21 protein-coding genes are annotated in these 21,135 nt (G+C 34.8%); 12 read left to right on the forward strand and 9 right to left on the reverse strand.

Annotated features, from left to right (window positions below; all coding sequences use genetic code 11):
• Window positions 1-143: 143 nt before the first annotated feature.
• The gene (locus tag NPX36_RS14225; protein ID WP_257499382.1) at window positions 144-965 is read left to right on the forward strand and encodes a murein L,D-transpeptidase catalytic domain family protein; all 822 of its coding nucleotides are present in this window, start codon (window positions 144-146) and stop codon (window positions 963-965) included.
• Here NPX36_RS14225 and NPX36_RS14230 read toward each other — a convergent pair.
• Both NPX36_RS14230 and NPX36_RS14235 read right to left on the reverse strand, forming a co-directional pair.
• Window positions 954-2,297 (reverse strand): L,D-transpeptidase scaffold domain-containing protein, encoded by a 1,344-nt coding sequence (locus NPX36_RS14230; protein WP_257499383.1) that lies wholly within the window; start codon window positions 2,295-2,297, stop codon window positions 954-956. The genes NPX36_RS14225 and NPX36_RS14230 overlap by 12 nt on opposite strands.
• A gap of 13 nt (window positions 2,298-2,310) precedes the next feature.
• Window positions 2,311-2,760 carry a GNAT family N-acetyltransferase gene (locus NPX36_RS14235; protein WP_257499384.1) on the reverse strand — a complete coding sequence of 150 codons (450 nt, stop codon included), beginning with the start codon at window positions 2,758-2,760 and terminating at the stop codon, window positions 2,311-2,313.
• Between the two features lie 98 nt (window positions 2,761-2,858).
• Between NPX36_RS14235 and NPX36_RS14240 the strand changes: the two genes are divergently transcribed.
• From NPX36_RS14240 to NPX36_RS14255, 4 genes are all read left to right on the forward strand, one after another.
• Complete coding sequence (locus NPX36_RS14240; protein ID WP_257499385.1) at window positions 2,859-3,440, forward strand: Crp/Fnr family transcriptional regulator; 582 nt, start codon at window positions 2,859-2,861, stop codon at window positions 3,438-3,440.
• A 109-nt stretch (window positions 3,441-3,549) separates the two neighbouring features.
• Window positions 3,550-4,266: a pirin family protein gene (locus tag NPX36_RS14245; RefSeq protein WP_257499386.1), complete on the forward strand. Its 717-nt coding sequence runs from the start codon at window positions 3,550-3,552 to the stop codon at window positions 4,264-4,266.
• 11 nt (window positions 4,267-4,277) lie between these two features.
• A complete protein-coding gene (locus NPX36_RS14250) occupies window positions 4,278-4,805 on the forward strand; it encodes a YceI family protein (protein WP_257500762.1) in 528 nt (175 codons plus the stop codon).
• A gap of 97 nt (window positions 4,806-4,902) precedes the next feature.
• Complete coding sequence (locus NPX36_RS14255) at window positions 4,903-7,047, forward strand: M3 family metallopeptidase (RefSeq protein ID WP_257499387.1); 2,145 nt, start codon at window positions 4,903-4,905, stop codon at window positions 7,045-7,047.
• 46 nt (window positions 7,048-7,093) lie between these two features.
• Here NPX36_RS14255 and NPX36_RS14260 read toward each other — a convergent pair whose 3' ends face one another.
• Window positions 7,094-8,689, reverse strand: a complete 1,596-nt coding sequence (locus NPX36_RS14260) for an ABC transporter substrate-binding protein (protein WP_257499388.1) — start codon at window positions 8,687-8,689, stop codon at window positions 7,094-7,096.
• Between the two features lie 98 nt (window positions 8,690-8,787).
• Between NPX36_RS14260 and mtaB the strand changes: the two genes are divergently transcribed.
• Complete coding sequence (mtaB, locus tag NPX36_RS14265; RefSeq protein WP_257499389.1) at window positions 8,788-10,116, forward strand: tRNA (N(6)-L-threonylcarbamoyladenosine(37)-C(2))-methylthiotransferase MtaB; 1,329 nt, start codon at window positions 8,788-8,790, stop codon at window positions 10,114-10,116.
• Between the two features lie 328 nt (window positions 10,117-10,444).
• Here mtaB and ribH read toward each other — a convergent pair whose 3' ends face one another.
• Together ribH and NPX36_RS14275 are read right to left on the reverse strand one after the other, a co-directional pair.
• Window positions 10,445-10,933, reverse strand: a complete 489-nt coding sequence (ribH, locus tag NPX36_RS14270) for a 6,7-dimethyl-8-ribityllumazine synthase (protein WP_257499390.1) — start codon at window positions 10,931-10,933, stop codon at window positions 10,445-10,447.
• Between the two features lie 6 nt (window positions 10,934-10,939).
• Window positions 10,940-11,713 carry a tetratricopeptide repeat protein gene (locus NPX36_RS14275; RefSeq protein ID WP_257499391.1) on the reverse strand — a complete coding sequence of 258 codons (774 nt, stop codon included), beginning with the start codon at window positions 11,711-11,713 and terminating at the stop codon, window positions 10,940-10,942.
• A 116-nt stretch (window positions 11,714-11,829) separates the two neighbouring features.
• Between NPX36_RS14275 and recF the strand changes: the two genes are divergently transcribed.
• The 4 genes from recF to NPX36_RS14295 are packed head-to-tail and all read left to right on the forward strand — an operon-like array spanning window position 11,830 to window position 15,696.
• The gene (gene recF / locus NPX36_RS14280; protein ID WP_257499392.1) at window positions 11,830-12,915 is read left to right on the forward strand and encodes a DNA replication/repair protein RecF; all 1,086 of its coding nucleotides are present in this window, start codon (window positions 11,830-11,832) and stop codon (window positions 12,913-12,915) included.
• A gap of 39 nt (window positions 12,916-12,954) precedes the next feature.
• Window positions 12,955-13,965, forward strand: coding sequence for a UDP-N-acetylmuramate dehydrogenase (murB, locus tag NPX36_RS14285; RefSeq protein WP_257499393.1), 1,011 nt, complete (start codon window positions 12,955-12,957; stop codon window positions 13,963-13,965).
• Window positions 13,966-14,024: 59 nt separating this feature from the next.
• Window positions 14,025-15,119 (forward strand): glycosyltransferase, encoded by a 1,095-nt coding sequence (locus NPX36_RS14290; protein WP_257499394.1) that lies wholly within the window; start codon window positions 14,025-14,027, stop codon window positions 15,117-15,119.
• Window positions 15,120-15,171: 52 nt separating this feature from the next.
• Complete coding sequence (locus NPX36_RS14295) at window positions 15,172-15,696, forward strand: RNA polymerase sigma factor (protein ID WP_257500763.1); 525 nt, start codon at window positions 15,172-15,174, stop codon at window positions 15,694-15,696.
• 11 nt (window positions 15,697-15,707) lie between these two features.
• Here NPX36_RS14295 and hisS read toward each other — a convergent pair whose 3' ends face one another.
• A complete protein-coding gene (hisS, locus tag NPX36_RS14300) occupies window positions 15,708-17,081 on the reverse strand; it encodes a histidine--tRNA ligase (protein WP_257499395.1) in 1,374 nt (457 codons plus the stop codon).
• A 158-nt stretch (window positions 17,082-17,239) separates the two neighbouring features.
• Window positions 17,240-18,094: a peptide chain release factor N(5)-glutamine methyltransferase gene (gene prmC / locus NPX36_RS14305; protein ID WP_257499396.1), complete on the reverse strand. Its 855-nt coding sequence runs from the start codon at window positions 18,092-18,094 to the stop codon at window positions 17,240-17,242.
• A gap of 28 nt (window positions 18,095-18,122) precedes the next feature.
• On the opposite strand from prmC, the gene ribD reads away from it, so the two are divergent.
• Entirely contained in the window at window positions 18,123-19,166 is a 1,044-nt protein-coding gene (gene ribD, locus NPX36_RS14310) for a bifunctional diaminohydroxyphosphoribosylaminopyrimidine deaminase/5-amino-6-(5-phosphoribosylamino)uracil reductase RibD (protein WP_257499397.1), read from the forward strand.
• Window positions 19,166-19,774, forward strand: coding sequence for an IMPACT family protein (locus tag NPX36_RS14315; protein WP_257499398.1), 609 nt, complete (start codon window positions 19,166-19,168; stop codon window positions 19,772-19,774). Before ribD ends, NPX36_RS14315 begins: the two co-directional genes overlap by 1 nt.
• Window positions 19,775-19,870: 96 nt before the next feature.
• Here NPX36_RS14315 and NPX36_RS14320 read toward each other — a convergent pair whose 3' ends face one another.
• Window positions 19,871-20,575, reverse strand: a complete 705-nt coding sequence (locus tag NPX36_RS14320) for a hypothetical protein (RefSeq protein WP_257499399.1) — start codon at window positions 20,573-20,575, stop codon at window positions 19,871-19,873.
• Window positions 20,576-20,647: 72 nt separating this feature from the next.
• A complete protein-coding gene (locus tag NPX36_RS14325) occupies window positions 20,648-21,046 on the reverse strand; it encodes an acyl-CoA thioesterase (RefSeq protein ID WP_257499400.1) in 399 nt (132 codons plus the stop codon).
• Window positions 21,047-21,135 lie beyond the last annotated feature (89 nt).

Consider the following 21,135-nt stretch of genomic DNA (forward strand, 5'->3'; position numbering starts at 1 on the left):
AATTTAGAAATGAAGGTATTTCTTTAACATTTTACTCCAAAAAAATGTTAAATATTGCGTTTATAGCATCAATTAATAGTTTGATTAACAATAAAGTTTTTATATTTACGTTCATAAATTACAAACAATATAATATATCATCAATGAATTTTAAACTATTGCCTATAATGATGGTGGGGTTATTGTCGTTCAAACCAATGACCACAAACCCCAATGGAGACAACAATGGAAATGGAAATGGAAACGGAAATGGTAAAAAGAAAGTTACAGTAGTTACAAAATCTTCCACAGTAAAATCGAAAGAACTTGCAGCTGTAACAAAAAAGAATTCAAAAACTTCTTCAGAGAGCAATCTAAGTACTTTCGATAAAATGGTTTTATCAGAATATTTAGATTTAAACGAGAAAAATTTCGAAAAACCTGAAATGCAAAGCTTTACAGCAGCTTTTAAAGGCTACTATAAACTGAAAGAACAAGGGAAAATTAAAAAAGAAATTCTTACAATTTTAGACTTTACAAAGTCATCAACCGAACGCAGAATGTGGGTGATTGATATGAAAAATCACGAAATTCTTTATCAAACAGTGGTTTCTCATGGCAGAAACAGTGGTAAAGAATATGCTACTGATTTTTCAAACACGCCTGAATCATACAAAAGTAGTTTAGGTTTTTATGCCACTGCAGAAACATACATGGGTAAGCACGGACTTTCGTTGCGCTTAGATGGTTTAGAAGCCGGAATTAACAGCAATGCACGTGCACGCGATATTGTAATTCATGCAGCAGATTATGCCAATGAAAACTTAGGAAAAAACCAAGGTTATTTAGGTAGAAGCTTGGGTTGCCCGGCTTTGCCAGAAGAAGTGGCTTTTAAAATAATTAATACTATAAAAGATGAAAGTTGTTTATTTATCTTTCATGCCGATAAAAAAGATTATCTTACTAAATCTACCTTATTGAATTAATTGTTTATACAATTTATTATCTAAAGAGTAAACGTCGTTTAAGATTTGTATTTCGCCTGCATCATTGATTACCGCAGTTAAATACACTTGATGGACGTTTACTTTTTTATTTAACGAAAAGTTTTTGGTCTTTGCTTCTACAGCCAGTGTATCCATTTCGGCTTTTGATATGTTTTTCCCTTCGATCTTAAAAATTTTTTCAGCTAATCGAAAAGGATCTTCTACGCGCACACAACCCGAACTTAATGCACGGTATTTTTCTACAAAGCGGGTTCGATTGTTGGTGTCGTGTATATAAACCATGTGTTTGTTGGGAAAATTAAATTTAATTTGCCCTAAAGAATTCGAACTACCCGATTCTTGCACATATCGGTATGCGTTATAGTTCCCGGCATTCCAATTCTCAGGAGCAACTTGCTTGCCCGTTTTTTTATCGATAATACGCATTCGGTTCGAAGCAAAATAGCCTAAATTTGCGCTTGCTTTCGGCACTAAATCTTTCTTTAAAATGGTTGGTGGAACCGTCCATTTAGGATTCAGAATAATGCTGTTAAAGGCAGAAGAAAGAACAGGTGTTCTACGGCTTTTTTTGCCAATTATTACTTTGTGGGTATCTACAATGGCGCCATTTTCAATTAGATGCAGTTGGTATTCAGGTAAATTTACCCATACATAATGATCGCCTAAATTGGGTTGAATCCATTTGGTTCGTTCAAAATTCACCCACACTTTTTTTCGCAACAACCCTTCTTCTGACAATGTGTCTTTAGAGGTTATTGGAACATATTTTGCAAATGCTTTTTTATAAGAAAGATACAATTTATTTTTAGGTTTAATTTCCTCTAGACCATCATAAATACTGTTGTTTTCAAGCGACTCTTTAAGTATCTTTTTGTAATCAATTTCAGGATGATAAGGCTCCCAATCGCCATACATTTTTTTTGGATTAATTTTTCCTGTGGATAATTGCTTGGCAATTCTAAAAAAGGTTTCTGTAAAATGAATATCGGCTTTTTTAACCTCAGCAATCGATAAATAATTATAATTGTTGTGTGCTTTTATAAGTTGTGCCAATGGGTATTTTTCAGGCAAAACCGCATCGTATCTGCTATCAATAATTGCAGATATAAGCTGTGAGCGATTTAAGCTGTCTTTCCAAATGGTTTCAAAATCATTTTTTGTATAGAAATCAACCATATTGTTGTCTTTCCCAAAAAATAATGTTTTTTCTATTTTATATGTTTTTTCTGCATTTGTTAAGCCCAAGTTATTTTGGTTTGTGGTACATGCAGAAAAAACCAACGCCCCAATAATCATTTTTTTCCAGTTCATTTTATTTTTTTGGCTAATCTTCTTTGGATACAAATTTAAACATTATTCTGTGAGAACCAATATGCGGAATCACCACCTGCTGCACATTTAATTGATATCCGTTTTTTTTGTAAAAAGGCACGGCATAATCGCGGGCAAAACACCAAATCATAACTGTTCCTTTTCGAGAAATATATTCTTCGGCAAAATGCAACAACCTGCGACCAATATTGTTGTTTTGCTTTTCTGCTAAAACCGATAATCCTGTTAACCGATACACTGGATGCACTTTATAGGTGTTGGTGTTTTTTAACATCATTGTTACAGCTCCCACCAATTCGTTGTTTAAAAATGCACCAAAATGTTTGGTTCCCTCATCTAAATCGCCTTCAAAATAACAGGTTTCAACTGGTTGCCCTATTTTTAATACGCGGTGACGCATTTCCACAACGTCGTCCACTTTTATTTGTTTGAATGTTACCATACGAAATCAAAATTTTAAAACAAGATACTAAATTAATAAGTATATCTCATACTTATTCCTTATTTTTATCATGCTAAAATAAAATCTAAATTGTTTTTATGAAAAGTCTATTATTGCAAAGTATCGCAAAACACGTATCGCTAACAGAAAAAGAAGAAGAAATTGTTTTAAACGCATGCAGTAGCAGCACTTTCAAAAACAAAACAATGCTTATAAAACCCGGCGATGAAGCTCATTTTACTTATTTTGTTTTGAAAGGCATTTTGCGCAGTTACACAATCGACGATAACGGAACGATTCACATTTTAAGTTTCGCAACACCGGGCTGGTGGATGGCAGATATGTATAGCTATTTAACCGATAAACCTGCGATTTTATATGTGGATGTGATTGAGGAATGCGAAGTTTTAATTTTACAAAAATCCGATGTAGAAAATTTATATTCAAAAGTGCCGAAATTAGAACGCTTTTTTAGAATTTTAACCGAAAATAATTTAGTAGCCAACCAGCAACGAGTTCTAGATAAAATGGCCTTGACTGCCGAAGAACGCTATGAGAAGTTTTTACAAAAATATCCAACGGTTGTAAACTGCTTGCCTCAAAAATATATTGCATCATTTATAGGTGTTACCCCAGAATTTTTTAGTAAAATGAAAAGCAATATGTTGCGAAAAAAATAAATTTCTATACTGCAACAAAACCATCATTTTTCATTTCTTAATATAGGTTAACCGCCATTCAATTTATCCGTGATACCTTTACATTATCAATAAAAAGAAAGGATAAAAGATGGCAAAATATATTTTACATCCATCAAATACAAGAGGTTTTGCCGATCATGGATGGTTAAAATCGTATCACACATTTTCATTTGCCGGATACTTTAATCCAGAGCGGATAAACTTTGGAGCATTGCGCGTTTTAAACGACGATTTTGTAGCGGCAGGAAACGGTTTTGGTGCACACCCACACGAAAACATGGAAATTGTTTCTATTCCTTTAGAAGGAAAATTAGCCCATAAAGACAGTACCGGATCGGAAGGTGTTATTCAAAAAGGCGAAATTCAGTTTATGAGTGCCGGAACAGGAGTTACACACAGCGAAATGAACGCCAGCAAAACCGAAGATGTAAAGTTTCTCCAAATTTGGATCATTCCAAACAAAATAAACATAACTCCGCGTTATGGTCAAATGGAATATGTGGTAAACCACAATGAGCTCAAAACGTTGATACAACCCACAACTGCAGAAGGCACCTTGAGGTTGCAACAAAATGCATGGTTTAAAATGGGTAAATTCCATGAAAACCAATCTATTGAAGTAGCTGTGGAAGATCCAGCAAACAACGGAATTTATTTATTTCTATTAAATGGATCTATTGAAGTGGATGGTCATTCCTTGGAAACACGCGATGCCATTGGTATTTCGGAAACTCAAAAAATCCAGATTAAAACAAATACAACCAGTGAATTTCTTATAATAGAAGTTCCCATGAATTACAACTAATCTAAAATGTTATAACTATGAAAAAATGGTCTATTGATCCAACGCACAGCGAAATTGGATTTAAAGTGAAACACATGATGTTTACAAACGTTAAAGGATATTTTAACGATTATACTGCCGAAATTGATTTTGAAAACGATTTAAAAGATGCCAACTTACAGTTTGCAGCAAAAGTAAATTCTATCTTTACCAATAATACAGACAGAGATAACCATCTAAAAAGCGCCGATTTCTTTGATGCAGAACATTTCCCTGCAGTGCATTTTAAATCAACAAATATTGAAGGAAACGGAAGCGAATATAAAATCACAGGCGATTTAACAATAAAAGATGTGACAAACCCCATTACGCTAAACGCAGAATTTAGTGGTTTAATGACCGATCCTTGGGGAAATACTAAAGTAGGTTTAAACTTGGAAGGAAAAATAAACCGCAAAGATTTTGGATTAACCTATAATGCAGCTTTAGAAACAGGTGGCGTTTTAGTGGGTGAAGAAGTAAAATTAAACGCTGAAATTCAGCTAGTAGAACAAAAGTAAAGTTAATTTTAATTGTTTTTATCTAAAGTACAATCTTTCAACAGATTGTACTTTTTTTATGTCGATAGATTTAGTAAATTGCCAAAAAACAATAATAATGAATCGTAAAACAATTATTTTGTTGTGTTTGCTGGCAGGTGCAGCAGTACAGCAATCTTGTGATAAAAAGCAAAATACCGTAATGACATCAGGACAAGAAAACCCTTTAATTGCCGAATGGAACACACCATTTGAAGTGCCTCCTTTTGATAAAATAGAAAACAGCCATTTTAAACCCGCTATTTTAGAAGGCATTAAGGACCACGAAAAAGAAATTCAAGCCATTGCAAACAGCAAAGAGCAACCCACATTTGAAAATGTGATTGTGGCTATTGATCAATCAGGCAAAACATTAAGCAAAGTAACCACGGTACTTTATAACCTAACAAGTGCCCATACAAATGACGATTTGCAAAAATTGGCACAAGAAATGGCTCCTGCCCTTTCGGAACATACCGACAATATTTATCTAAACGATGCCTTGTTTCAAAAAGTAAAAACGATTTACAATCAATACCAAATTGCAAAACCTGAAACTTTGCAACTAACTGCAGAACAGCAAATGTTGTTGAATGAAACCTATAAACGTTTTGTGCGAAGTGGTGCCAATCTATCTGCGGAAAACAAAGAAAAGCTAAAAAAATGGAACAGTGAACTATCGGTTTTATCTTTAAAATACGGCGATAATTTGTTAAACGAAACGAATAATTACGAATTAGTTATCGATAAAAAAGAAAACTTAGCAGGCTTGCCCAATGAATTAATCGAAGCAGCTGCCGAGGAAGCAAAAGCAAAAGGCAAAGAAGGTAAATGGGTGTTCACGTTGAGCAACTCAAGTGTGATGCCCTTCTTGCAATATGCCGATAATCGGGAGTTACGCAAAACCATTTGGAATGCTTACCAAATGCGCGGAAATCAAAACAACGAAAACGACAATAAAGAAAACGTACTAAAAATTGCCAACTTACGCATGCAAAAAGCACAATTGCTTGGCTACAAAAACCATGCAGAGTATGTGCTTGCAGAAAGCATGGCAAAAACACCAGATGCAGTAAATAAGCTTTTAATGAAATTGTGGGAACCTGCACTAAACAAAGCCAAACAAGAAGCTACCGATATTCAAAGTTTAATGCGCCAAGAAGGTTTAAACGAAGATGTGTCGCCAGCTGATTGGCGCTATTATGCCGAAAAAATTCGCAAAGAGCGTTTTGATTTAGACGAACAAGAACTGAAACCTTATTTAAGCTTAGAAAATGTGCGTCAAGGAATTTTCGACGTAACCTTTAAGCTTTGGGGATTGACTTACAAAGAGCTAAAAGATGTTCCCAAATACCATGAAGACGTTACCGTTTGGGAGGTTTTTGACAACAATAAAGAAAGTTTAGGTGTTTTATATATGGATATGCATCCGCGCGAATCGAAACGAGGTGGTGCCTGGATGACTTCATATCGCGACCAACAAATGGAAAACGGTAAACGTAAAAAACCTGTAATTTCTATCGTTTGTAATTTCACAAAACCCACAGCCACAACGCCGTCTTTATTGACTTTTGATGAAACCACCACTTTTTTCCATGAGTTTGGTCATGCGTTGCACGGACTGTTATCAAACGTAAATTATAAAAGTTTAGCAGGAACCAATGTGCCACGAGATTTTGTGGAACTTCCCTCACAAATTATGGAAAACTGGGCTGCAGAACCCGAAGTGCTAAAAATGTATGCGAAGCATTATAAAACAGGCGAAGTAATTCCGGATGCATTAATTGAAAAAATGAAAAAAGCCGGCACTTTTGATCAAGGTTTTGCTACTACAGAATATCTAGCGGCATCGCTTTTAGACATGCAATACCATACGGCTACCGAAGAAATTAAAAACGATGTGAACACTTTTGAAATAAATGCAATGAAGCAAATAGGACTTGTTGATGCAATTATTCCTCGCTACCGCAGCACCTATTTTAGCCATATTTTTTCAGGTGGATACTCTGCAGGATATTACAGCTATATTTGGAGTGCTGTTTTAGACACCGATGCATTTGAAGCTTTTAAAACATCCGGTTTATTCAATTCGGAAAAGGCATTACTATTCCGAAAAAATATCTTAGAAAAAGGAGGTACAGAAGATCCGGCGGAGCTTTACAGAAAATTCCGCGGTGCCGACCCATCCATTGAACCGCTGCTTAAAAAACGAGGTTTGAATTAATAGGAAAACTCCCGATTGTAACGATTTATAATCGGGAGTTATACCATCAATACTTTTTCACATATTTCAAATTCAAACCGTTCATGGCATTAGGCTGTAAATTATGCACGTTTTTCTGCGTAAATCTGGCCACTTTATCATAAAACAGCACAATTACCGGCACTTCATTTGCAATGATTTCGTTCATTTTTTGATACAATTCAGTACGTTTTTCGTCATCTACCGTATTTAATGCTTGCTCATAGAAATCATCGAAAGTAGTATTTTTAAAATGGGTGTAGTTGGGACCATTCGGGGTAAAATTTTTGCTGTAAAACAACGACAAATAATTTTCTGCATCGGGATAATCGGCAATCCAACTTCCTCTAAAAAATGCCAATTTGTTCGTAGCAATTGATTGGCGAAGCGTGCTTGGTGGCATTACATCAATTTTTACTTTAATACCTAATTTTTCCCATTCGCGCTGCAAATATTCAGCAATATCCAAATAGGTGTTGTTGGTACTTAAAGTAATTTCAACCGTTGACTTTCTATCTTTTTTAACATGATCAATCAGTTGTTTTGCTTTTGTTGGATTATATAAAGGGTCTTTTGCCGGTTGAAATCCTAGTAATCCGTTTGGAATCATTCCGTTTACCTTCCCATCGCCCATTCCGTTTCGCAGATAAGCAACTAGTTTGGTTCTATCGAAACCATGGTTCAACGCCTGACGAATTCGAATATCGCTCATCAATGGATCATTCATATTAAAACCTAAATATTCGGTGTTCAAATAAGGCCCTGTAAGCATTTTTATTTTGCCTTTGTATTTTTCTTGAAGATTTCCTGTTGACTGTAATAATTCATCTTTATACGATGGATCCAAACCCGAAATCATATCGATTTTTCCCTGAAGAAATTGCATAAACCCGCTCTGTTTATCAGGTAAAAAAGATATAGCGATGCTTTCTAAATAAGGTAATCTTTTTCCCGTTGCATCTTTTTCGTGGTAATTTGGATTTTTCCGCAAAACCAACTTCACATTTTCTTCCCAAATTTTAAACTGAAAAGGCCCGGTACCAATGGGGTTCGATCTAAAATCAATCGATTGATCTTCGGTAATTTCTTTTGGAACAACCGAAGCATATTTCATGGAAAGCAAACTCAAAAAAGCTGGAAACGGATTTTTTAAATCAATTGTAAAAACCGAATCATTCACGGCTTTATAACTATTTACATGCTGAAAAACCCAAGTTCCCGGCGATGCCAAATCTTCACTCAAAACTCGGTTAAAACTGTATTCAAAATCGTGTGCAGTAACCACTCTGGTACTGTCTTTCCCAAATTTTTTATGCTTGTGAAAATACACATCGTCTCGAAGAAGGAATTCGTAATGCAAACCATCATTCGAAATGTTCCAACTTTTAGCAATATCAGGCTGTACGTGCAAAGAATCATCTAACTGAACCAATCCGTTAAACAATTGTGTGCAAGGCCAAATAATTGCCATGTTTCTAGCAAAAGCCGGGTCTAATGTTTGAATGTTTGCACTTTCATTGTATCGAAACACATCGTTCTCTGTAAACAGTTGCTTTTTTTTAGCACAACTATCTAATAATAAAACACTTAAAATTAAAAAAAGGTAGTTCCCCAGATATTTCATCAAACCAAAATTTGTTTGTAAATTTGCAAATTGCTAACTGCATTTCCTAAATAGTTAGTAAAGATAATTGATTTTTTACACTACTTGTAGATATGATTATGGAAAACAGAAAAAAAGTAGCGTTTTATACGTTAGGGTGTAAACTGAATTTCTCGGAAACATCAACCATTGCCCGAAGTTTTAAAGATGAAGGATTTGACAGGGTTGATTTTGAAGAAGTTGCCGATATTTATGTGATTAACACCTGTTCTGTAACCGAAAATGCCGATAAACAATTCAAACAAATTGTAAAAAAAGCATTAAAAGTAAATGACAAAGCCTTTGTTGCAGCTGTTGGTTGTTATGCGCAATTAAAACCAGAAGAATTAGCTGCTGTTGATGGTGTGGATTTGGTTTTAGGAGCCACTGAAAAGTTTAAAATTACCGATTATATAAACGATCTTTCTAAAAACGATATGGGCGAAATTCACTCGTGCGAGATTGAAGAAGCCGATTTTTATGTGGGAAGTTACTCTATTGGCGATAGAACCCGTGCGTTTTTAAAGGTTCAAGACGGTTGCGATTACAAATGCACGTATTGCACCATTCCATTGGCACGCGGAATTTCTCGTTCTGATACCATGGAAAATGTACTAAAAAATGCACATGAAATTTCTCAAAAAGGCATTAAAGAAATTGTGCTGACGGGCGTAAATGTAGGCGATTACGGTAAAGGCGAATTTGGCAACAAAAAACACGAACACACTTTTTTAGACTTGGTTCAGGCTTTAGATACAGTTGAAGGAATAGAGCGTTTGCGTATTTCATCTATCGAACCTAACCTTTTAAAGAACGAAACCATTGAATTTGTATCGAAAAGCAAAACTTTTGTACCGCATTTTCATATTCCGTTGCAATCGGGTTCTAATACTATTTTAAAGAAAATGAAACGCCGATATTTGCGGGAATTGTATGCAGAACGTGTAGCTAAAATTCGCGAAGTGATGCCAAATGCTTGTATCGGAGTTGATGTTATAGTTGGATTTCCCGGCGAAACCGATGCATTGTTTTTAGAAACCTATAATTTTTTAAGCGATTTAGACATTTCGTATTTACACGTTTTCACCTATTCTGAACGTGATAACACCGAAGCTATTAGTTTTGATGGAGTTGTGCCGGCAAATGTTCGTGCAAAACGCAGCAAAATGTTACGTGGACTATCGGTTAAAAAACGTCGTGCGTTCTATGAAAAACAACTGCATACAAATCAAACCGTACTTTTTGAAAGCGAAAATAAAGAAGGATACATTCACGGGTTTACCGAAAATTATGTAAAAGTAAAAACACCTTGGAACCCTGAATTAGTAAATACTCTTCACGATATCACCCTTACAAAAATTGATGAAGACGGTTTGGTTCGATTTGATTTTGTGGAAGCGATGGTGTAGGGTGTAATTTATGTTTTTTTTGATGAAATCTTTTACTTCAGTAAAAGCGGAAAAAGTAAAAAACTGCACAAATTTGTAATTTTGTGAGCAGTTTAATTAATTCATTTTAAAACTAAACCAAAATTTTTATAAAGACTACTCTGTTTTGCTTTTAATGGCCATTAATAAGTTATAAGCACCTTTAACAACTATTTTTCATTCTTCAATATTGTGCATGATTATGATAGATTTGGCTTCATTAAAATATTTTTTACAGTCAATTTACAATTTATTTCATTGCACCCAAAAGTGTATAAAAAAATCCGAGTAAAAAAACTCGGATTTTGTGTTAGATATTGTTATTAAGGGCAATCATCTTTAAAGCAGCTACTGCAGCTTCGGTTCCTTTGTTTCCGTGGATTCCTCCGCTTCTATCGATTGATTGTTGCTCATTATTATCTGTTAATACACAGAAAATCGTTGGCACATCATACATTAAGTTTAAATCTTTAATGCCTTGTGTTACGCCTTCGCAAACAAAGTCAAAATGTTTTGTTTCGCCTTGTATCACGCAACCAATTGCAATAATAGCATCAAACTCTTCTAGCTGGTGCATTTTTTTGCTTCCAAAAATCAATTCAAAACTTCCAGGAACGTTCCAACGCACAATATTTTCGGGTTTTGCGCCACAATCAATCAATACATCATATGCACCTTGAAACAAACCGTTGGTTATTTTATCGTTCCATTCCGAAACCACCAAACCAATCTTCAACTCTTTTGCATCAATTAAATCGGCTTTGTTGTATTCTGAAAGATTCTTGTTTGCTGTTGCCATAATTAATTATTGTGCCATTCCTAAATAAACATCAATATTTGCAGCTTCAACAGAGCTTTTGTAATTGTCTTTAATGTTTGTAAACAATTTCAAAGCTTCGTCTTTTTTACCTAATTCTAAAGCCATTAAACCTGCTTTGTATGCATATCGAGGCGTTGTAAAATCGTTTGTTGTATGTTCTGATGCTTTTTTGTAGAAATCAAAAGCGTCTTGTGGTTGGTTTAAATCGGCAAATGCGTCACCAATTGCTCCTAAAGACATTGCTTTTAAAAACATATCTTTAGAATTGAATTGCTCTAAATGCGCAATTGCTTCTTTATTTTTACCCATATTCAAATAAGCCGTACCTGCATAATAGTGTGCCAAGTTAGCTGCATTGGTTCCGCTGTATGTTTCAGCAATGTTTAAAAAGCCCATTTTTCCTTCACCGCCATTCAAAGCTAAATTGAACAATGAATCCGCCGATTGGCCATTCAATGCTTGCTCATAAAACTGTTGTGCTTGGAACATTTCATTGGCTGCTTCTTCTTCATTTGGTTCCATAATAAAATTTTGGTAACCCAAATATCCAACTGCAAGCAATGCCAATCCACCAATTGCATAAAATATTTTTGATTGGTTTAGTGTAAACCAAGAACCTACTTTATTAGCTGTTGAATCTAACGAATTAAAAACCTCTGCCGTATCACTGGTATCATTCAATACTGCTTCGTGCACATTTTCTTCTTTCTCAGCCTTTGGTTTTTCTGGTTTATAACCTCTTTTATTATATGTTGCCATAATTTCGTAAGAATTTTAATCTGGGCAAAAATAGGATTTTTATCTAAATTTAAAAGTCTATTTGTGAGATATTTTTCAGAAATTTGCTTTTTCATTCAATTACTAAAACTGCTTTTGTGAATTTAGAGCATATACATATTCTCAATTTTAAAAATATTTCTGAAAAAACCCTTCAATTCACCAAGAAAATCAATTGTTTCGTGGGGAAAAATGGTCAGGGGAAAACCAACTTGCTCGATGCTATTTATTATTTGGCATTTGGAAAAAGCTATTTTAACCCAATTGCGCTACAAAATATTAAGCACCATGAAGATTTTTTTGTGGTAGAAGGAACTTTTAAGAAAAACGGCAAGCAGGAACAAATTGTTTGTAGTTTAAAAAAAGGTCAGAAGAAGGTATTGAAACGCAACGGAAAAATCTATGAAAAATTTGCCGATCATGTGGGATTGATTCCAATGGTGATGATTTCGCCTAGTGACCAAGACTTGATTTCGGAAGGCAGCGAAACCCGCAGAAAATTCATTGATTTGGTGATTTCGCAACAAAACAGTCCTTATTTACAACAATTGATTCAATACCAAAAAATTGTTTCGCAGCGCAACGCATTATTGAAATATTTTGCTTTAAACCGTGTTTTCGAAACGGACACTTTGACTATTTACAACGAACAACTGCATGATTTAGGAACGGAAATTCACAAGAAACGAAGTGAATTTATTGAAGAGTTTAATCCTATTTTTCAAAAATACCACCAACAGATTACAGGGAATAGCGAATCGGTAGAAATTAAGTACGAAAGTCAGTTACACGAAAAACCTTTGATAGCGCTTTTTGATGATTCTTTACAGAAAGATAGGGTGTTGCAATACACATCGGTAGGAATTCATAAAGACGATTTACTGTTTGAAATAAACGGACATTCTATTAAAAAATACGGCTCGCAAGGGCAGCAAAAGTCTTTATTAATCGCATTAAAACTAGCGCAATTTGATTTCATAAAAAAGCAAAGCGGTGTGTTGCCTATTTTATTGTTCGATGATATTTTTGATAAACTAGATGCCGACCGCGTGCAACAGATTATTCAAATGGTAAACAATGCCACCTTTGGTCAGTTGTTTATTACCGATACCCACGAAGAACGCACGGAATTAATCGTAAAATCGACTGATTTAGATTACGAAATTTTTAAAATATCTTCTTAAAACAAAAAGCCTTTCGTTTATTTGTATAAATTTTCAGTTATGCAGTTCAATCAATCTTTAAAAACATACAACACCTTTGGTATCGATGTGCAAGCCACTGCGTTTGTTAACATTACATCGGTAGATCAACTAAAACAAGTTATTTGCGAAAACAACAACAAATTGCCTTTATTTATTTTAAGTGGCGGCAGCAATATGTTGCTTACCAAAAATGTAGATGCTTTGGTTTTAAACATTAATAATAAAGGAATAAAAGTGGTGAACGAAGATGCAGGTTTTGTTTGGATAGAAGCGCAAGCTGGCGAAATTTGGCACGAATTTGTATTGCATACACTTGCTGAAAACTTAGGCGGATTGGAAAATTTATCGCTCATTCCAGGAAAAGTAGGCTCCTCTCCTATTCAAAACATTGGTGCGTATGGAGTGGAAATTAAAGATACTTTTCACAGCTTAACTGCTTTGAATCTGGAAACTTTGGAAACAGAAACTTTTTCTGCTACCGATTGCGAATTTGGTTACCGCGAAAGTGTTTTTAAAAACAAACTGAAAGATAAATATATCATTACATCGGTTACGTTTAAACTAAAAAAAGCACCACATATGCTGCATACATCTTATGGAGCCATTCAACATGAATTGGAGCTTATGAACGTATCAAACCCAACCATTAAAGATGTGAGCAATGCGGTAATTGCCATTCGTCAATCAAAATTACCCGACCCAAAAGAAATTGGCAACAGCGGCAGTTTCTTTAAAAATCCGATTATTGACAAAAGTTTGTATCAATCTTTAGTAGAAAAAAATCCGGATATTCCGCATTATCCAGTAAACGAATCTCAGGTAAAAGTGCCTGCAGGTTGGCTTATTGAACAAGCCGGTTTAAAAGGCTATCGTAAAGGCGATGCAGGCGTACATGCGAAACAAGCTTTGGTTTTGGTGAATTATGGCAATGCAACAGGTGAAGAATTGATTAATCTGGCTAAATACGTGCAAGCAACTGTTTTAGAAAAATTTGGTATTGAAATCAGTCCTGAAGTGAATATTATTTAATTTTTAAACTTGTAGGAAGTTCACATTTAAAGTATTTTTGCAGCTATTTAAAACATCCTATGGCATTAACATTACTTTATATTTTAGCAGGTTTATTTATTTTTTTACTGATCTACTATTTAGGGATTTTTTCTGGTTCGGTTTTTTCTAAACCCCACGAGAATAATGCAAAGCGCATTCCTATTTCGGTAATTGTATATGCTAAAAACCACGCGGAAGAATTGCGGAATTTATTGCCCGTGCTCCTCAATCAAAACTACCATCAATTTGAATTAGTTTTGGTAAACAACGCTTCTACCGATGACACCTTGCACTTGATGAAAGAATATGCCTTAATGTATCCAAATATTCGGGTGGTTGATGTTTTGAACAATGAAGCCTTCTGGGGCAATAAAAAATATGCCACTACATTGGGCATAAAAGCCAGTAAATATGAATATTTAGTGTGTATTGATGCCGATAAAAAAATACTTTCTAATAATTGGCTGGTGCAGTTAACCTCGCATTTCACCTTAAACAAAACCATTGTGTTAGGAACTTTTTCTTACATTAAAAAGAAAGGTTTGTTCAACAAATGGTTCCGTTTTTTTCATACCATGCAACACCTACAAGCGGCTGCCCATACCAAAATAAGTGCACCTTACAGCTTAAATTTGCAACAAATCGCCTTTAAAAAAGAAGATTTTTACAGTGTAAACGGTTTTATTTCGCATATACAAAAACCACTGTTTATGAACGAACATTTTGTAAACGATGCAGCCACTTCTAAAAACACCATCATGTGCGAACATCCCGATGCAATGATCGCTGTGGCACCCATGAACCGAAAAGTATTCAATATTTTTAAAAATCAACAAATTAAACTTTTAGCATCTTTCAAAGGCAGTACTTCTTTTAAAATAAAGCTTTTCAACTTGTTGCAATTTTTGTTTTTTGCCACAGCTTTGGCTTCCTTTGCCACACTAAGTTTTTGGTACATTACACTAGGAATTGTATTGCTGCGCATGCTTATTTTATGGATCATTTTCGCAAAAGCAGCTAAAAAATTAAAATACACCGATTTGGCATTTTACTTTCCATTGTTCGATATGTTTTATATCTTTATACAAATTCAATTGTTTTTAGGGAATTTATTCCGTAAATCTAAATCGTAAATTGGCATTGAAACCCAAACAAGAAACCGAAACATTGATCGAAAGCGCAAAAATGGGAAGCCAAAAAGCTTTCACCACTTTGCTTGATATTTATTGGACAGAAGTGTATCATTTTATACTGAAAAGAACGGAAAATGAAACCGACGCAGAAGATATTACCATTGAAACTTTTGCCAAAGCGTTTGATAAAATCACTTCGTATAAAACTGAATTTCAGTTTAATACATGGCTAATCACAATTGCCAAAAATGTACATATCGATTTAATAAGAAAGCGAAAATCCAATCAATTTATTAATTTGAATGAAGAAGAAGCGTTTTTATTTGATATTTTAGAAGATGATGATTCTTTGGAAGACCAATTGATTTACGAACAAAATTTGGCTACTTTAAAGCATTGCATCAAACAATTGAAACCGCATTACCAACAGATTATTCAGTTACGCTATTTTCAGGAACGTACTTACAACGAAATTGCCGAAATCATTCATGAACCTTTGAACAACGTAAAAATTAAGATTTTACGCGCCAAAAAATTGCTGACCGAATTAATTAAAAAGCAAAAAACAGGGCTTTAAACCCTGCTCTTTTATTTCAATAAAACTTGTTTTAATTCCTCTAAACTAACATTTTGTTGTTCGCCTGAATGAAGATTTTTCAAGGCAAAAATGTTTTGCTGCATTTCGGTTTCGCCTACAATTACTGCATATTTAATTCCTTTTTTCTCAGCAAACTGAAACTGTTTTGCCATTTTGGTTTTATCAGGATACAATTCCGCATTAATTCCTGCTTCGCGCAAACCACGAATCACTTTCAAACAGTATTTAGCTTCGTTGTCGCCAAAGTTCAAGAACAACACATCGGTCACGTTGGAAACCGTTTCTGGGAAAGCATTCAATTCTTCGATCACCAGATAAATCCTATCTAAACCAAACGAAATACCAACACCGCTCATGTTTTTCAAACCAAAAATTCCGGTTAAATCATCGTAACGACCACCGCCTCCAATTGATCCCAACTTCACGGTTTCTGGTGCAGCTACTTCAAAAATAGCTCCGGTGTAATAATTCAATCCACGCGCCAATGTAACATCTAGATTCAATGTAGCCGATTTTAAGCCTAATTCTTCCACGGTTTCGCAAATAAATGTCAACTCATCAACGCCTTTGGTTCCTTCAACCGATGACGCCAACAATTCGCGTAATTGATTCAGTTTTTCCGTTAACGATCCTTTGAAATTAAATAACGGTTGTACTTTAACCAAAGCTTCTTCAGAAATTCCTTTCGCCAGCATTTCTGCTTTCACGCCGTCTTCGCCAATTTTATCCAATTTATCCAAAGCCACGGTGAAATCAATCAATTTATCGCTTGCACCAATCACCTCGGCAATTCCTGATAATACTTTTCGGTTATTGATTTTAATGGTAACACCTTCTACTTTTAAATCGGTAAAAACGGCATCGTAAAGTTGCACCAATTCCACTTCTTGCCATAAAGAGGTAGAGCCCACCACATCGGCATCGCATTGGTAAAACTCGCGATAACGCCCTTTTTGCGGACGATCGGCACGCCAAACCGGCTGAATTTGATAGCGTTTAAAAGGAAACTCCAACTCATTTTGGTGTTGTACCACAAAACGTGCAAACGGAACCGTTAAATCATAACGCAACGCTTTTTCGGATATTTGTGAGGTAATTTTCAAGCTGTTTTTTGCTTGCAAAAACTCTTCATTGGTTTTAGCCAAAAAATCACCCGAATTTAAAATTTTAAAAATTAAACGGTCGCCTTCTTCCCCGTATTTTCCCATTAAAGTCTCAGAATTTTCAAACGAAGGTGTTTCTATTGGTTGAAAACCGCTGCGTTCAAAATGTTTTTTTATAACCGACATGATGTATTGACGCTTTGCTACTTCGATCGGAGAAAAATCTCTTGTTCCTTTGGGAATACTTGGTTTTTGTGCCATTTTAATTTTTTTTAATATCAATTATCCGCAAGGTTTTGAAACCTTATAGGTTTTCTTTTGAATGGATACCTACAAAGCCGTGAAGATCTTACAGAATTATTAGTTTATGCAAATATAGTGGTTATAGACTGAAAGTTGTAAAATGAAAAGTCAAAAGTTTATTGATTTGCAGCACTTGCTTTCATCATTCGATCGTTCTGAATAAAATCTTTTTTTAGTTCGATGATTTTGAAATATTCCGAAACCATTTCTAGCATTTCATTTCCTAAATACTGATTGATTTCAAAAAACAACATTCCGTTTTCAGTTAAACTTTTGTATGCCAATTGGCTAATTTTTCGATAAAAAACCAACGGATCGTTATCATCTACAAACAAAGCCAAATGCGGTTCGTGCTGTAAAACGTTTTCGTTTATTTCTGCTTTTTCCAAATTTCGAACATAAGGCGGATTGGAAATAATGAGATCATAAGCATCCAATTGTTCTGTTTGCAAAATATCTTGTTGAATAAAAGTTACGTCAGCTTTTAGATTGATTGCATTTTCCTGCGCAATTTTTAAAGCATCAACCGAAACATCGATCGCAAAAACCTCAGCAAACGGAAATTCTTTTTTAATGGTTATGGGAATACAACCTGTTCCTGTACCAATATCCAGCACACGCCAAGCCTTTTGAGGTTGCTTTTTCATTTCGGTTAAAACCCAATCTACCAATTCTTCGGTTTCTGGTCGGGGAATCAATGTTGCCGGCGAAACCTTAAAATCGTATCCAAAAAAATTAGCCTGTTGCGTAATATATTGTATGGGTTCGTTATTTTGCAAACGATTAAAAACTTCGTCTATTTTTTGCTGATTTTCAACTAAAACGGATTCATTTCCGTTCAAAACAACATCAACTTTGTTGTAATTCAACACAAATTCCATCGATAAATAAAACAAATTCAAACGCTCTGTTTCATCATAAAAAGCAGGAAGTTGGTTTAGAAATCGTTTTTTATAGTCGTTTACTGTCATCTTTTCTTAATTTTGTAAAAAAATCGCCATGCACACACACGAACAGTTTATGCACCGTGCTTTGTTTATTGCACAAAAAGGTTTGCCCGCTGCCATGCCCAATCCGTCGGTTGGTGCTGTAATTGTTCACAAAGATACAATTATTGGCGAAGGTGCAACGAGTGCTTTTGGCGGATCTCATGCCGAAGTAAATGCCATTAATTCTGTTAAAAATAAAGAGCTGTTAAAAGAAAGCACTCTTTACGTTACGCTAGAACCTTGCAGTCATTACGGAAAAACGCCGCCTTGTGCTGACTTAATCGTGAAAATGCAAATTCCAAATGTGGTGATTGGGTGTGTGGATCCGTATAAAGAAGTTGCCGGTAAAGGCATCGAAAAACTGAAAAATGCCGGTGTACATGTTATTGTTGGCGTTTTAGAAAAGAAATGCATCGACAGCAACCAACGATTTTTTACATTTATTCAGAAAAAAAGACCTTACATTATCTTAAAATGGGCCACATCAGCCGATGGATTTGTTGCTCCGTTAGAGAAAAACGAACAAAAACCTATTTGGATTTCGAACCATTATTCGCGACAATTAACGCACAAATGGCGCAGTGAAGAAATGGCTATTTTGGTGGGAACCAGAACCGTTTTAGATGATAATCCTTCATTGACTACCCGAGATTTTATTGGAAAGAATCCGGTTAGAATTTATATTGATGCCAACCATAAAATCGATGCTTCGTTTGCAATTACTAATTCTGCTAGTAAAACCATTTGCTTGTGTGCCGAATTTCCTCTGCATCCACAAGATAAAATCATTTATAAAAAGATTGATTTTAAGGATTTACCTGCCGAAGTCAATAGCATTTGTGTGGAAGAAAACATTCAATCGATCATTATTGAAGGTGGAACACACACTTTACAACAATTTATTGATGCAGCATCATGGGACGAAGCACGAGTCTTTAAAAGTGATGTAGTTTTGAAAGAAGGTGTAAAAGCACCTGAATTAAAAAAGGCTGTTTCTATACGTGTCACGACTATTCAGAATGATTTTTTAACGTTTTACACCCCTTCAAAATAATGATTGACACCTATAAAACCATAGAAAAACCAAGCGATGAAGTGTTATTTAAAGAAAAAAACAGCAAGTTTTTCGGTTATGCCTTTCCCGTGCGGTCTGAAAATGAGGTGAAAGAAGTTATAGATCAACTCAAAAAACAGCACCACGCAGCAAGGCATTGGTGTTATGCTTATCAAATAGGTACAAAAACAAAAAATTATCGAGCCAATGACGATGGGGAACCAAATAATAGTGCTGGAATGCCCATTTACGGACAAATACAATCGTTTGATGTTACCAACGTGCTAGTAGTTGTGGTTCGGTATTTTGGTGGTGTAAAATTGGGTGTGGGCGGTTTGATAACAGCTTACAAAACCGGAGCACAAATGGCTTTAGAAGCGTCTGAAATTGTTGAAAAAACAATAAACACGCACTTTTTTATTCGGTTTGATTATAAAAACATGAATAAAGTAATGCGTGTTATTAAAGAAAAAAACTTAAATATCGAACGTCAAGTTTTAGAATTAGATTGTTTGATTGAAATTTCATGCAGACTCACTCAGAAAGAAGAAATTTTTAATGCTTTTCATCAATTTTTTGAGGTATCAATCACCGAAAAAGAAGATTAAAGCGATTGTACTATTTTCAACAGATTCACAGATGAAAATATAACAAGGTCAACATACTATTGATGTGAATAATCCGTGAATCTGTGGCAATTTCAATTAATCGTATTTAAAATTCAGCAACTGTTCCTCTACCAACATTCTAAATCCATCTGAATCTAATCGGGTACTTTCATTCATAAAATCCATCATGTGCAGCGCAAAGTAAGGAGCTTTATTTTTAGGAAGGCTATAATTTTCATATAAAAAATCAGGTGAATAAACTTTTAAAAACCGTTCCATTGACTGAATTTCACGCTCAACCGATAGCGCTTTTTTATTCGTTTTTGCTCTCCCTGTAAGCTTATTTACAAAACCATCCATTTTAATATTTCCCGTAGCCGAGCTTTTGTCGTTGTAGGTTATTTGTCGGTCTATTTTCACATTTCGTTCCGCCTTTGTAAGTTGTTTAGATGTTCCAAGTCCCAATTTATTATTCATATTGGTGTATTCAATTTCCACTTCATCCAAAACCGTAGTTTCGGTTAATAAAATGTTTAGCGACTGCCTATCAATAATTTTTTGAGATATTTCAATAGTTTCAACTAAATTTTTGTTGATATAAAATGTTAAGCGATCACTTTGTTTTAATTGAAAGGTTTGATATACATTTTCGCCCATCTGCACAATTGGTTCATTATTCAACTGAATTGAAATCGTGCTTTTTTGTGTAGGCTTGTACAAACGTGCTTTCACCTTAACAGGCACTTGTGCAAAAGTCACTGCCGACACAAAAAGAAACAGAATTAAAATTAATTTTTTCATACTTATTTATTTTTCATAAAATGTACAAATTTTAAATTAAAGTAGAAAATATTTTTTCTGTAAAAAACAAATTTAATTGTTCACCAACTCCATCAAAAAATCGGGTACAGCAATGGGGCGTTTTGTCTGCATGTCCACAAAGACCAAAACAGTGTGGGCAGTTGTTAATAAGTCATGGTTTTGATTGTAAATCTCATAGGTAAATTCAATCTTCACGCCACCAATAAACACCATCTTGGTAACCACAGTTAAATCATCATCGTAAAAGGCAGGTTTTTTATAATTCATACTCAAAGAAACCACTGGTAGCATCACACCGCTTTTTTCAAGCTCTTTGTATGAAATCCCTTTGTTTCTAAGCCATTCCACGCGCCCCATCTCAAAATATTGGGCGTAATTTCCATGGTAAACCACACCCATTTGGTCGGTCTCGGCGTATCGCACACGTATGCTAATTTTGTGTTCTTGCATAAAAAAATGTTTCAAAAATTTTATAATTCAAATAAAAAATCCACTTACAATATTATTTCTAAAAATCAAATAGTAAAATCATTTTTTTT

Origin of the sequence: Paenimyroides aestuarii, from assembly GCF_024628805.1 — a bacterium.
Classification (GTDB): Bacteria; Bacteroidota; Bacteroidia; order Flavobacteriales; family Flavobacteriaceae; genus Flavobacterium; species Flavobacterium aestuarii_A.

What these genes read in the sequence shown, in the direction of transcription:
- NPX36_RS14225 (WP_257499382.1), top strand. Translation starts at nt 144, where the DNA reads ATGAATTTTAAACTATTGCCTATAATGATGGTGGGGTTATTGTCGTTC.
- NPX36_RS14230 (WP_257499383.1), bottom strand. Translation starts at nt 2,297, where the DNA reads ATGAACTGGAAAAAAATGATTATTGGGGCGTTGGTTTTTTCTGCATGT.
- NPX36_RS14235 (WP_257499384.1), bottom strand. Translation starts at nt 2,760, where the DNA reads ATGGTAACATTCAAACAAATAAAAGTGGACGACGTTGTGGAAATGCGT.
- NPX36_RS14240 (WP_257499385.1), top strand. Translation starts at nt 2,859, where the DNA reads ATGAAAAGTCTATTATTGCAAAGTATCGCAAAACACGTATCGCTAACA.
- NPX36_RS14245 (WP_257499386.1), top strand. Translation starts at nt 3,550, where the DNA reads ATGGCAAAATATATTTTACATCCATCAAATACAAGAGGTTTTGCCGAT.
- NPX36_RS14255 (WP_257499387.1), top strand. Translation starts at nt 4,903, where the DNA reads ATGAATCGTAAAACAATTATTTTGTTGTGTTTGCTGGCAGGTGCAGCA.
- NPX36_RS14260 (WP_257499388.1), bottom strand. Translation starts at nt 8,689, where the DNA reads ATGAAATATCTGGGGAACTACCTTTTTTTAATTTTAAGTGTTTTATTA.
- mtaB (WP_257499389.1), top strand. Translation starts at nt 8,788, where the DNA reads ATGGAAAACAGAAAAAAAGTAGCGTTTTATACGTTAGGGTGTAAACTG.
- ribH (WP_257499390.1), bottom strand. Translation starts at nt 10,933, where the DNA reads ATGGCAACAGCAAACAAGAATCTTTCAGAATACAACAAAGCCGATTTA.
- NPX36_RS14275 (WP_257499391.1), bottom strand. Translation starts at nt 11,713, where the DNA reads ATGGCAACATATAATAAAAGAGGTTATAAACCAGAAAAACCAAAGGCT.
- murB (WP_257499393.1), top strand. Translation starts at nt 12,955, where the DNA reads ATGCAGTTCAATCAATCTTTAAAAACATACAACACCTTTGGTATCGAT.
- NPX36_RS14290 (WP_257499394.1), top strand. Translation starts at nt 14,025, where the DNA reads ATGGCATTAACATTACTTTATATTTTAGCAGGTTTATTTATTTTTTTA.
- NPX36_RS14295 (WP_257500763.1), top strand. Translation starts at nt 15,172, where the DNA reads ATGGGAAGCCAAAAAGCTTTCACCACTTTGCTTGATATTTATTGGACA.
- hisS (WP_257499395.1), bottom strand. Translation starts at nt 17,081, where the DNA reads ATGGCACAAAAACCAAGTATTCCCAAAGGAACAAGAGATTTTTCTCCG.
- prmC (WP_257499396.1), bottom strand. Translation starts at nt 18,094, where the DNA reads ATGACAGTAAACGACTATAAAAAACGATTTCTAAACCAACTTCCTGCT.
- ribD (WP_257499397.1), top strand. Translation starts at nt 18,123, where the DNA reads ATGCACACACACGAACAGTTTATGCACCGTGCTTTGTTTATTGCACAA.
- NPX36_RS14315 (WP_257499398.1), top strand. Translation starts at nt 19,166, where the DNA reads ATGATTGACACCTATAAAACCATAGAAAAACCAAGCGATGAAGTGTTA.
- NPX36_RS14320 (WP_257499399.1), bottom strand. Translation starts at nt 20,575, where the DNA reads ATGAAAAAATTAATTTTAATTCTGTTTCTTTTTGTGTCGGCAGTGACT.
- NPX36_RS14325 (WP_257499400.1), bottom strand. Translation starts at nt 21,046, where the DNA reads ATGCAAGAACACAAAATTAGCATACGTGTGCGATACGCCGAGACCGAC.